The organism is Gordonia sp. NPDC127522, from assembly GCF_042672305.1.
Classification (GTDB): domain Bacteria; phylum Actinomycetota; class Actinomycetes; order Mycobacteriales; family Mycobacteriaceae; genus Gordonia; species Gordonia hongkongensis.
In genome coordinates this window covers 1-12323 of sequence record NZ_JBHXVK010000016.1, presented here as the reverse complement: position 1 = coordinate 12323, position 12323 = coordinate 1, and the positions used below count along the sequence as shown (strand labels likewise).

At 69.5% G+C, this 12323-nt stretch carries 10 protein-coding genes and 1 rRNA gene; all 11 read right to left on the bottom strand.

The features are described 5' to 3' along the window. Nucleotides 1–80: 80 nt before the first annotated feature. Nucleotides 81–1001: a site-specific tyrosine recombinase XerD gene (xerD, locus tag ACFVHY_RS19535; protein WP_065629799.1), complete on the bottom strand. Its 921-nt coding sequence runs from the start codon at nucleotides 999–1001 to the stop codon at nucleotides 81–83. Then, nucleotides 998–1633 (bottom strand): NUDIX hydrolase, encoded by a 636-nt coding sequence (locus ACFVHY_RS19530; protein WP_058253154.1) that lies wholly within the window; start codon nucleotides 1631–1633, stop codon nucleotides 998–1000. Before ACFVHY_RS19530 ends, xerD begins: the two co-directional genes overlap by 4 nt. Nucleotides 1634–1638: 5 nt before the next feature. Beyond that, on the bottom strand, nucleotides 1639–3438 hold the full coding sequence (locus ACFVHY_RS19525; RefSeq protein WP_390274830.1) for a CTP synthase: 1800 nt from the start codon (nucleotides 3436–3438) through the stop codon (nucleotides 1639–1641). 142 nt (nucleotides 3439–3580) lie between these two features. Next, the gene (locus ACFVHY_RS19520; RefSeq protein ID WP_390274827.1) at nucleotides 3581–4516 is read right to left on the bottom strand and encodes a copper transporter; all 936 of its coding nucleotides are present in this window, start codon (nucleotides 4514–4516) and stop codon (nucleotides 3581–3583) included. A gap of 3 nt (nucleotides 4517–4519) precedes the next feature. Next, complete coding sequence (steA, locus tag ACFVHY_RS19515) at nucleotides 4520–5707, bottom strand: putative cytokinetic ring protein SteA (protein WP_390274824.1); 1188 nt, start codon at nucleotides 5705–5707, stop codon at nucleotides 4520–4522. Between the two features lie 102 nt (nucleotides 5708–5809). Further along, nucleotides 5810–7564: a DNA repair protein RecN gene (gene recN / locus ACFVHY_RS19510; protein WP_390274821.1), complete on the bottom strand. Its 1755-nt coding sequence runs from the start codon at nucleotides 7562–7564 to the stop codon at nucleotides 5810–5812. A gap of 2 nt (nucleotides 7565–7566) precedes the next feature. Beyond that, nucleotides 7567–8586, bottom strand: coding sequence for an NAD kinase (locus tag ACFVHY_RS19505; RefSeq protein ID WP_390274818.1), 1020 nt, complete (start codon nucleotides 8584–8586; stop codon nucleotides 7567–7569). Between the two features lie 70 nt (nucleotides 8587–8656). Then, nucleotides 8657–9544, bottom strand: a complete 888-nt coding sequence (locus ACFVHY_RS19500) for a TlyA family RNA methyltransferase (RefSeq protein WP_390274816.1) — start codon at nucleotides 9542–9544, stop codon at nucleotides 8657–8659. Between the two features lie 52 nt (nucleotides 9545–9596). Beyond that, complete coding sequence (locus ACFVHY_RS19495) at nucleotides 9597–9887, bottom strand: hypothetical protein (protein ID WP_311277623.1); 291 nt, start codon at nucleotides 9885–9887, stop codon at nucleotides 9597–9599. Between the two features lie 11 nt (nucleotides 9888–9898). After that, the gene (locus tag ACFVHY_RS19490; RefSeq protein ID WP_390274813.1) at nucleotides 9899–12100 is read right to left on the bottom strand and encodes an HAD-IIA family hydrolase; all 2202 of its coding nucleotides are present in this window, start codon (nucleotides 12098–12100) and stop codon (nucleotides 9899–9901) included. A 132-nt stretch (nucleotides 12101–12232) separates the two neighbouring features. Then, nucleotides 12233–12323, bottom strand: a 5S ribosomal RNA gene (gene rrf, locus ACFVHY_RS19485); the annotation flags it as partial.

Here is a 12323-nt window from a genome sequence, read left to right as displayed (position 1 = left end):
CGTCCACGGCCGAGCCTCGTATCAGCCTAGGACATCTCCCCGGCCATGCCGGCGTCGGCGCGCCCGGGGGATCCGCGGGGTCAACGCGCCCTCGGATGGGCGACGGCATAGACCTCCCGCATCGTGTTGACCGTCACGAGCGTGTACACCTGCGTGGTGGTGACCGAGGCATGGCCCAGGAGTTCCTGCACGACGCGGACGTCGGCGCCGCCGTCGAGCAGATGGGTCGCGAAGCTGTGCCGGAGGGTGTGCGGCGAGACCGCCTTGTCGAGGCCGGCGCGCTCGGCCGCGGTGACGAGCACCTGCCAGGCGCTCTGCCGCGAAAGCCGCCCGCCGCGCGCGTTCAGGAACACCGCGGGCGTCGCCCGTGACACCAGCGCGGGTCGCCCGCGGACGAGGTACGCCTCGAGTGCCTGGACGGCGGGCCCGCCGAGTGGCACGAGACGCTCTTTGCCGCCCTTGCCCCGGAGGCGAACCGCGCGCATGTCGTCGAGATCGAGATCGTCGAGATCGAGGGAGGTGGCCTCGGAGATCCGCGCCCCGCAGCTGTAGAGGAACTCCAGCAGCGCGCGGTCCCGCAACCCGCGCGGATGGTCCTCGACGCCGGCCGAATCGAGAATGGCGAGCACCTCGTCGACCGGCAGGGATTTCGGCAGGCGCCGCGCCGCGCGCGGCGGCCGGACATCGTGCGCGACGTCGGTCGGCACGATCCCCTCGTCCACCGCGAACTTGTGAAAACGCCTGGTGGCGACGAGAGTTCGCGCGATCGAACTGTCGGCGAGCGGGGCGAAGCCCGCCTCGGCGTCACCGCGACGGAGTTCGACGAGGAACTCGCGGATGTCCTCTTCGGTCACGGCGTCGAGCGACGGGATCCCCCGCCGGTCGAGATACCCGCGATACCTCTCGAGATCGCGCCGGTAGGACGACACCGTGTTGGCCGCCGCACCCCGCTCCACCGTCAGGTGATCGAGGTAGCGCGCGATGTCGGCGGCCAGGGTCACGACCGGCGGCCCCGATCGTCGGCACGTCGGTTCCGTAAGGCAGTCGGTTCGTCCGGCCACGGGGCGTCGACTCCGCGTAGACCGGCCGTCGAGCCGCCGGCTGCGGCCGCGGCCAAGATGCCGGCCACGCTGGTCGCGTTGACGATCTCCCCCGACAACACCTTCGCGACGGCGTCGTCGAGTGGCACCCACTCGATCGACATGTCGGCTTCCTCGTCGACGCGTTCGGCCGCGTCGAGATGGTGCAACCCCTCGGCGAGATACAGCCGCAAGGCCTCGTCGGTGAAACCGGGTGACAGCGCGAGGTCGACCAGGACGTGCCACGAGTCGGCGGCGAGGTCGGCCTCTTCGGCCAACTCGCGCTGCGCGGCGGCCAGGGGTTCTTCGTCGGCCTGGTCGAGCAGCCCGGCGGGTAACTCGAGCAGGCGTCGGCCGATGGGGTGACGGTACTGCCGCACCATCGCCACCCGGCCGGCATCGTCGCGCGCCAGAATCGCGACGGCACCGAAATGTTCGACGACCTCACGCTCGGCGACGCGCCCGCCCGGCATCTCGACGTCGTCGACCCGGAGGGTGATGATCGCACCGTCGTAGACGGTACGGCTGTCCTTGACCTCGAAGTCGTGGCCCAACGCGGTCAGTCCCTGCCGGCAGGGTCGTCGAGGACTGCCTCGCCCAGCCCGGCCACCGGTTCCACCGTGACCGCGTTGACGGCGGCCACCGCGTCCGCGGGAGCGTCGTTCGACTCGTAGTCGTCGCCGAGGTCGACCGGGAGACGTTCGGCCGCCTTGTACTTCAGGGCCGCCTCGATGAACGACCGGAACAACGGATGCGGCCGGGTCGGCCGACTCTTGAGCTCCGGGTGTGCCTGCGTGGCAACCAGATACGGGTGCACCGATTTGGGGTACTCGACGAATTCGACGAGGTGCCCGTCGGGCGAGGTACCCGAGAAGACGAGTCCGGAGTCGGCGATCTTGTCGCGGTAGGCGTTGTTGACCTCGAAGCGATGACGGTGACGCTCGGACACCTCACGCGTCCCGTAGGCCTCGGCGACGACGGACCCGGCCTTCAGCACGGCGTCGTAGGCACCGAGTCGCATGGTGCCGCCCAGGTCGGCGTCGCCGGCCACGGCGTCGGCCTGATCGGCCATCGTCGAGATCACCGGGTGCGGGGTCTCCGGGTCGAACTCGGTCGAGCTGGCCTCGTCGAGGCCGACCGAGCGGGCCGCCTCGATGACCACACATTGCAGCCCGAGGCACAAGCCCAGCAGCGGGATCCCGCGCCGCCGTGCGTACGAGATGGCACCGACCTTGCCCTCGATGCCGCGGATGCCGAAGCCGCCGGGGATCAGGATCGCGTCGACGTCGCCGAGGGCGGCCTGCGCGCCGGCCGGGGTGGCGCACTCATCCGAGGGCACCCACTTGATCTCGGTGCGCGCCTTCCAGGCGAAGCCGCCGGCGCGGATCGCCTCGGTCACCGACAGGTAGGCGTCCGGGAGATCGACGTACTTGCCGACCAGCGCGACGCGCACGGTCTCGCGCGGCTCGTGCACACGGCGCAGGAGCTCGCCCCACACCGCCCAGTCGACGTCGCGGAACGGCAGACCGAGCTTGCGGACCACGTAGGCGTCGAGGTGCTCGCTGTGGAGCACCTTCGGGATGTCGTAGATCGACGGGGCATCGGGGGTGGAGATCACGCCGTCGAGCTCGACGTCGCACATGAGCGCGATCTTCTTCTTGAGCCCTTCGGGCACGTCGCGGTCGCAGCGCAGGATCAGCGCGTCGGGCTGGATGCCGACGTTGCGCAGCGCGGCGACCGAGTGCTGGGTCGGCTTGGTCTTGAGTTCCCCCGACGGCGCGAGGTAGGGCACGAGCGAGACGTGCAGGAAGAAGACGTTGTCACGGCCGACGTCGTGGCGCACCTGTCGCGCGGCCTCGATGAACGGCAGCGACTCGATGTCGCCGACCGTGCCACCGATCTCGGTGATGACCACGTCGGGCACCTCACCGTCGGCGTCGGGTTCGGCCATGGCCAGCACGCGCGACTTGAGCTCGTCGGTGATGTGCGGGATGACCTGAACGGTTTCACCGAGGTACTCGCCGCGACGTTCCTTGGCGATGACCGACGAATACACCTGTCCGGTGGTCACATTCGCCGACTGCGAGAGATTGCGGTCCAGGAAACGCTCGTAATGCCCGACGTCGAGATCGGTCTCGGCGCCGTCCTCGGTCACGAACACCTCACCGTGCTGGAACGGATTCATGGTGCCCGGATCGACGTTCAGATACGGATCGAGCTTCTGCATGGTGACCCGCAGGCCCCGCGAGGTGAGAAGCTGACCCAGGCTGGAGGCCGTCAGGCCCTTGCCCAGCGAAGAGGCGACGCCACCGGTCACAAAGATGTGCTTGGTGTCGTGTACATGGCGAAGTGGTCGCAAAAGAAGTGTCTCCCGTCGGCCGAATCGGGGCCGATGCCCTGATTACCTACGGGACTCCAGGGTAACACCACCGACGCCCGATGCCGCACCGCCACACCGTCGACGGGTGTGGCGGTACTCGCGTGCGGTGGCGGACTCGATCTCAGGCGGCCGGTCGTCCGTCGGCACCGACGGTGATCGCGGTCGCGCCCGGGCCGGTGCCGTAGGAGCCGGTCGTCCCGTCGGCCTCGGCGGCCAGGGCGAGGATCGTCGTGATGAGACCCGTCGGCTGGTCGATGTTGTCGACGGTCGAGACCGCGTTGGCCAGCGACGGATCCGAGCGGACGATGGCGATCGGCGACCCGCCCGCCGCGGAGCCGGTGCGTCCGACCAGTACCCCGCCGACCCCGCGTGCCGACAGCGTGGCGGCCAGGCGGCCGACCAGCGTGCCCTGCGCACCGGAGTCCGGACCGAACTCGTCACCGGTCACCACCACCACCAGATCGGTCGGGGTGATCGCGTTGTCGGCGTAGTCGATGAACCCACCGTCGCGCAGTGTCGCCAGACCGGTCCGACGGTCCCCGGACGACGCCGGCCGTGCCGTCTCGTTCGACAGCACGAGGGCCCCGAGCAGGTCCCCGACCCGACCCCCGGAATCGGTCAGTTCCGCGCGCAGCATCGTGCCCGGCGGAATGGTCTGGTCGACGATCGTCCGCAGCTCCTCGGACTTGCCGTCGGTGAGCAGTGCGTCGGTCAAACCGATCTGTCCGCCGAAGCGGGCACCGGCACCCGAGATCGATTCCTTGACCGCATCGACATCGGCATCCGCCGCGTTCGGTGCCGTGACCACCAGCACAGACTGCCCCCTGAGCTTGTTCGCGATCAGCCGGGGCGTGATGGCGAGGTCGAAGCTGTTGGAGGCGTTGAGCTTTGCGTTGAGGTCGTCGCGCTCGCTCTCCAGGTCGCCGATGCGGTCACGACTCGTGCCGGTCATCGAGTTGACACGGTCACCGACGAATCCCGACCCCAGGAACAGTCCCAGGGCGAGCGCGAGGAAGACCGCGACCAGCGAGATCGCATGCTGTCGTAACGAGATCATCGGCTACCGGTTCCAGACCTCTCGAGCCCAGTCGAGCAGCGCATTCCACTGCACGACGATCCAGTCGGTGATGTCGGTGCCGGCGTTCGACAGCAGCACGGCGGCGATGACGGCGACGAGTGCCGCCAGCACGACACACGCGATGGCGGCACCCGACACCCGGCTGCGGTAGAGCGTGGCGACCGCCTTTGCGTCGACGAGCTTCTGGCCCACCTTCAGCCGGGTCAGGAACATCGACGGATTGCTCTCCCGGCGCGACCGGTCGAAGAAGTCGTCGAGCGTTCCCGGGTAGCCGACGGTGACGATCAGGTCGGCGCCGTGGTAGTCGGTGAGCAGCAACGCGAGGTCGCCGGCCGACCCGGCGGCCGGGAACGTGGTGGCCCCGATGCCGAGGTCCTGAATGCGTTCGAGCCCGGTCGCATGTCCGTCGGTGTCGGCCGGAAGCACCAGCTGTGCACCGGATTTCAGCGTCGGAGTCTTCATCGTCTCGGGATCGCCGACGATGATCGACGGCTTGTACCCGGCCTTCATCAGCGTGTCCGCACCGGCTCCGACGCCCACCATGACGGGCTGGTACTCCTTGATGAACGGCTTCAGCGAGCGGAGGTCGGCAGCACGGTCGGCACCTTCGCCGACGATGACGACGTGACGGCCTGCGACGTCGACGTCGATCTCCGGCACACCGACCCCGTCGATCAGCAGCGGCGACTCGCTGCGGATGAACTCGATCGTGTTGCCCGAGAACGCCTCCAGATGGTCGACGAGGCCCGCCTTGGCACCGATCATGATGTCGGCGATGTCGCGCTCCTCGAGCTCGGTACCGAGGGCGAGTCGCCGTTCGCCGACCAGGAGCCGGTCGTTGTGGACCCGCACCTTGGCACCGTCCTTGACCCGCTTGAAGATCTCCGGACCCACATCGTCGAGCAGCACGATGCCGGAGGCCACCAGGACCTCGGGTCCGAGGTTGGGGTAGCGGCCGGTGATCGACCGCGAGGCGTTGACCACCGCCACGACGTTGGCCTCGACAAGCGCGTCGGCGGTCACCCGGTCGAGGTCGACCTCGTCGAGGATGGCGATGTCGCCCGGCCCGACGCGGTTGAGCAGCCGTTTCGTGTTCTTGTCGATTCTGGCGATACCGGTCACGCCAGGCAGTTCTTCGGTGTTACGCGCGAGCAGTGCAGGCATCTTCATGACGGCCATGATCGGCCGAAGGCACACCTCAGCCGGGGAGGCGCGCCGTAACAACAGCAACTTTTGTCACACACGCACCATGTGTTTCACCGTCTGCGGTGCTCAGTCGGCGGCGCGCTCCGCCTCCGCGGTGGCCAGCAGTTCCTCGGCGTGGGCGCGCCCGGTGTCGGACTCCCCCAGGCCCGCCAGCATGCGGGCCAACTCCGCCACTCGCTCGCCCCGATCGAGCGTGCGCACACTGCTGGTGACGAGCGCACCCTTCTTGCTCTTGCCGATGACGAGGTGGTTGTCGGCGAACGCCGCCACCTGCGGGAGGTGGGTCACCACGATCACCTGGTGTGCCCGGGCCAGCCTCGACAACCGCTTGCCGATCTCCACGGCCGCGCGACCACCGACCCCGGCGTCGACCTCGTCGAACACCATCACCGATCCCGAGGTGGGTGCGGCGAGGACGACTTCGAGGGCGAGCATGACCCGCGAGAGTTCGCCGCCCGACGCCGATTTCGCGATGGGCAGCGGCGTGGCTCCGGGATGGGCGAGAAGTGCGAACTCGACCTTGTCCGCGCCGTCGGCGCCGGCGTGCGCGGCGGTGCCCGCGACGGTGACGGTCAGCCGGTCGTCGGGCGGCGCCGCATCCGGGTTGACCGCGACCGCCAGCGCCGAGTCCCCCATCGCCAGTCCCTTGAGCTCGCGAGAGACCTTGTCGGCCATCGACTTGGCAGCCTTCGCCCGTAGCGTGTGCAACTTGTCCGCCGCGGCCTGCACCTTGTCCCGGGCCGCCGTCGCGGCGACCTCGAGCTCCTCGATGGAGGCCCGTGGGTCCTCGATCTCCGCGAGCCGCACCTCGGCCTTGTGGCGCCAGTCGATCACCCCGTCGACATCCGGCGCGTACTTGCGGACGAGCGTCTTCAGCTCGGCCTGACGGGCGAGCAACTTGTCGAGCTCCTCGGCGTCGGCGGGTAGGCCCGACGTGAAGGCGGTCAGTTCGGCGCCGACATCGGTGATGACGGTGAGCGCCTCGGCGACGCGCGGTACGAGATCACGCAGCGTGTCGTCGGCCGCGGTCTCCAGTAGCGTGCGCACCGTTCCGAGGCCTTCGATGACCGATGATCCCGAATCCCCGGCGACGATGGCGTGCGCCTGGTCGGCGGCACCACGGATGGACTCCAGGTCGGAGAGCCGACGGATCGTCGCGGTCAGCTCCTCGTCCTCGCCGGGCACCGGATCGACGGCGGCGATCTCGTCGATGCCGAACCGCAGCCGGTCGGCTTCCTGCGCGAGTTCCCGGTAGTTGGCGCGCCGGGCGTCGAGTTCGTCGAGGACCTCGACCCAGGCCGTTCGTGCCTTCCGGTATGAGTCCAGCGCCGCAGCCGCCTTCGGGCCGGCAAAGGTGTCGAGTGCCGCGCGCTGGTGTTCGGGTCGGAGGAGCCGCAACTGGTCGTTCTGGCCGTGGATGGCCAGGACCGCCGTGGTGAGTTGGCCCATGACGCCCACCGGGACGGACCGCCCGCCCAGATGGGCGCGGGATCGTCCGTCGGCGCTGACCGACCGGACCGCGATGACGGTGTCGTCGTCGTCGAGTTCGGCCCCGGTGGAGTCCAGGATGTCGGCGACGACCGGATCCCGGTGCGCGCCGCCGTTGTTCGCGAGCCGGAACCGGCCCTCGACGACCGCCTTGGGGCTGCCGGTCCGGACGCGCGTCGCGTCGGCGCGGGCCCCGGACAGCAGGTGCAGGCTGGTGACGATCATCGTCTTGCCCGCTCCGGTCTCGCCGGTGAGCACCGTGAATCCCGGATGGAAGCGCGCCTGCGCCTCCTCGATGACACCGAGACCGGTGATCGAGATCTCTTCGAGCACGACTATGCCTGCCTCCCTCGCCATCCCGTGACCGGGAGGGCGAACTTGGTGACCAGTCGGTCGGCGAAGGGGTCGGAATCGATCCGGATCCAGCGCACCGACCGTTCGCTGCGCACCACCTCGACCCGGGCTCCCGCGGGCACGTCGAGTGCGCGTCGGCCGTCGCACAGCGCCAGCGCAGACCGCCCGTTCTTGTCGACCTCCACCGCGATCCGCGATCGCGGACTCGTCACCATCGGCCGGGCGAACAGGGCGTGGGCGTTGTTCGGCACGACCAGGATGGCCTCGAGGTCGGGCCACATCACCGGCCCGCCGGCGGAGAACGCGTAGGCCGTCGACCCGGTCGGTGTCGACACCAACACTCCGTCGGCGCCGAAGGCCGAAACCGGCCGGCCGTCGACCTCGGTCACGAGCTCGAGGACACCGTTGTTGCTCGTGTTCAGGACCGCGACCTCGTTGAGCGCCCAGCTGCACGCGGTCGGCGGGTCCGGGTCGGCCGGGTCCACGATGGCGATGTCGAGGGTCATCCGCGGTTCGATGCGGTAGTCCCGGGCGATCAGCTGGGTCATGACCTCGTCGACGCGATGCGCCTCGGCCTCGGCGAGGAAGCCGATGTGTCCGAGATTGATACCCAGGACCGGGACCTCGGCGGGATAGGCCAGCTCGGCGGCCCGGAGGAAGGTGCCGTCACCGCCCAGGACGATGACGAGTTCGCAGCCCTCTGCCGTCGCGGACTCGGCCGTCGTGACCTCGACGACCGCGCCGAGCGAACGCAGGTATTCGGGGTCGACCGGTACGTTGCGGGGACGGGGCGACTCGACCTCGTTGTTCCGGTACAGCACATCATGATCGGGGGCGTCGCGGTCGAGGGTGTCGTGGTCGACCACGCGCAGCGCGACGTCGGCCGCCGCGCAGTGGCGCGCGATCGCCTCGATGGTCTCGAGCACGTTCTCGCGTCCGGTGTGGGCGACCACCAAGAACTCGCGGGCACCGGTGTGGTCCGGTGCCGGATCGTCGGTCACTGGTGATCCCCTCCATCGAAGTGCGGTCTGGGACAAGCGCGGTGTCGGTACGGAGACGCGGGGCCAGCGGTCAGCGCGGTCCCGCGGCGACCGCCTGTTCGATCATGGCCCGGAGTTCGTCCGGCGACCCGGCGAGGCGATCCGCGTCGGTCGAGTCCGCCCGGTCGACCCTATCGCCCCACCCCGACTCCTCGCCCGTCCGGTCGGCGTGCTCGTTGTGCAACCACAGGAAGTACTCGACGTTCCCCGACGGCCCGGGCAGCGGGCTCGCCACCACACCGCGCGTCCGCAGTCCGTGCGCGGCCGCCTCGGTCGCGACTCCCAGCACCGCCTCGGCGCGCAATGCCGGATCGCGGACCACGCCGCCCGATCCGACCCGGTCCTTGCCGACCTCGAACTGCGGTTTGACCATGGGCAGCAGGTCGGCGCCCGGCGCGCAACAGCGGGCCAGCGCGGGCAGCACCAGGCCCAACGAGATGAACGACAGGTCGGCGACCACGACGTCCACCGGGCCGCCGATGGACCCGGGCTCGAGGTGCCGGACGTTGGTCCGGTCGTGAACCACGACGCGGTCGTCGTTCTGCAACCGCCAGATGAGTTGTCCGTATCCGACGTCCGCGGCGACCACCTCGCGGGCGCCACGGCGCAGCAGCACATCGGTGAATCCCCCGGTCGATGCGCCGGCGTCGAGGCACCGACGCCCCTCGACCGTCAGGCCACCCGGCTCGAACGCCCCGAGCGCACCGAGGAGTTTGTGCGCGCCTCGTGACGCCCAGTCGTCTCGCGGACCCTCGTCGACGACGATCGGGGTGTCACGGGTGACCCCGGTGGCCGCCTTCGACGCGACGGTCCCGTTGACCCGGACCGACCCGGCATCGACGAGTTCACGCGCCTGTTCGCGCGATCGGGCGAGACCTCGGCGGACGAGTTCGGCATCGAGTCGTGCTCTGGCGACCATGGTCAGAACCGCTCCCTCGTGGACAACTCCGGCTTCCGCACCGAGGCCGGTCTCATCGTCGGTCCACGGCGTCGAGGGCCGCGGTGAGCGAGTCATGGGCCTGCTCGAGAAGCGCCGCCTGACGTTCGAGAGCCGCCAGCGAGAAGGCATCACCCGCCGATTCACGGATCTCGTCGACCTGCGCGAGCATCTCGGTGACCTCGGCCTCCACGTCGGGCAGCTCCCCGACCCCATCGGCGGTGGCGAATGCGTCGGCGACGGGGTCGAACTGCCGACGCGGCATCGCTCCCGGCGTGGGCCGGGACGGTCCTGGGTCAGCCGGGGAGGCGGTCGGGTGAGTCATCGTGGACCACGCTAGCCGACGACTGTGACACCGAGGGACTCGAGCTTGGGCCTCGCGGCTCCCGCCGCGATCACCCGCAATTCGTCCGGATCCGCGGACCCGGCATCGACTGCGGCCCAGGTGGCGGCGGCGAGCGCGGGCACCAGTCCCGCCTCCGCGCCGGAACCGGCGACCCGCACGGTCGAACCCTCGACGGTGATGTCCCAACCGGGCTGGTCGGACACCCGCACGGCGTCGATGTCGACGAACAGGCCGGCGAGGTCGTCGAGAACGTAGGTGGGCCGCTGCTCCGGGGGCGCCGACAGCAGATCGTCGACCGTGCTCACACCGGTCAGGACCAGGGCACTCTCGATACCGACGGCATGGCCGCCCTCGATGTCGGTGTCCAGCCGGTCCCCGACCACGAGCGGCGCACTCGCCCGAGCACGCGCGATCGCGTCGGCCATCAACGGTGCGGCGGGCTTGCCGGCCACCATGGGTTCCTTGCCCGTCGCGTTGCGCAGCGCGGCGACCATCGAACCATTCCCCACGAGCAGGCCCCGTTCGGACGGCAGGGTGGCGTCGATGTTCGTCGCGATCCACAGCGCGCCGGCCCGGATCGCGAGCGCCGCCTCCGACAGTTGCGCCCAACCGGTGTCCGGCGAGTGTCCCTGGATCACCGCGGCCGGTCGGTCGTCGGCACTACGCGTCACCCCGACACCGACTTCGCGGACTTCCTGCGCGAGTCCGTCGGTACCGATCACCAATGCACGCGAACCCGGCTCGAGATGTTCGGACAGCAGCCGCGCGCCCGACTGTGCACTCGTGACGACGAGGTCGTCGGTCGCCCCGAACCCCAGCTCACGCAGGTGCGCGGCCACCTCCGACGGCCGCCGGCTCGCGTTGTTGGTCACGAAGAACCGCGGGATGGTCAGCCGGGCGAGGGCATCGAGCGCATTCGGCAGCGCGTGGTGCCCGGCGAACACGGTGCCGTCCAGGTCCAGGAGTAGTGCGTCGTGACGATCGACGAGGGTGACGGAGTCGGACGGCGAGGCGGTGGTGGTTTCGGCCACGGACTCGGTTTCCGACGACTCGTCCAGGGTGGCGATGGGATTGGGCACCCCTTCCACGATGGTCGTCTCGGCGGTCACGTCATCGCCGGAATCTCCCTCTTCCTCGGCAACGGCTGACACCGCCACCGAATCCGAGGTCTGCGACAGGTCGGCCGTACCTGGAACGGCCTCGATGGTGTCGTTCTCGATGGCACCGGTCGCAGCAGGTGAATCGATTGCGGTTGTGACATCGGGCGCAGGCGCCGAGGCGGGCGGGATCGGGTCCGCAGCGGAGTCGATGTCCCGCTCGACAGCCGGCACCGACAGCGGGCTGTCGAGCTCGCCTGGCGCAGCGCCGTTCACTCCCACACTCTCGGACGGCTGGTCGTCGTTGGCCAGCTCAGTCAACCGGAACTCGGCATCGGTGACATCATCGACGTCGGCGGCCGCCGCGTTCATGAACCAGGTGATCGCGTCGTCGCGACGACCGGCAGATTCCAGGGCAGACGCATAGGCGTAGAAGAGACGGGCCGGTCCGGTACCGAGCTGCCCGGGCTTGAGGTTCTCGGCCTGCAGCGTGACGACCGCTTTCTCCGGTTCACCGAGGTCCATGCGGGCACCGGCTTCGACGATCCGCATCTCGGTGGCATCGTCGCCGGTCAGTGACCGTCCCTCGTCACCGCGCGCGATCTCGACGGCACGTTCGGGGCGCCCGAGTCCGCGTTCGCAGTCGGCGATGAGCGGCAACAGGGCCGGGTTGCCCGTGATGCGCTTGGCTGCGCGGAGTTCGGTCGCCGACTCCTGCCACTCGCCGGCGTTGTAGGCAGCGATGCCGACGGTCTCGCGAACGACGCCGACCCGGGAAGCGCGGGCGCGCGCCGCACGTGCATGTTCCAGCGCCTGGACGGGATCCTCGAGCAGGGTGCGCGACACCATCACCAGGTGCCGTGCGACGATCTCGGCGTTGGCCTTGTCGAGAGTCAGCAGATCACGCCGCACCTCGGGATCGAGATCCGACGCCGCGATGTCCTCGGGTAGCGGTGGCCCGGGCTGCCGGCTGCCGCGATCAGATCCGCGGTCACGCCCCGGACGATCATTCCGGCCACCTCGACCGCCATCCCGCTGTCCACGTGTGTCCCGCTGGCCGCGCCCGTCGCGGCGCGGACGATCACGATCACTCATAGCTGCCAATCTATGCCCTCGAACCTTGCTGAGTTGTGCCGCCCGGCGATGACGCATCAGGCGACCGACGCACGAGAAAGACCCCGTATCCGACGAAAGAAATCATCGAATACGGGGCCTTTCTGAAATTGTGTTCGGCGGTGTCCTACTCTCCCACACTGATTAGGGTGCAGTACCATTGGCGCTGGAGGGCTTAGCTTCCGGGTTCGGAATGGGGCCGGGC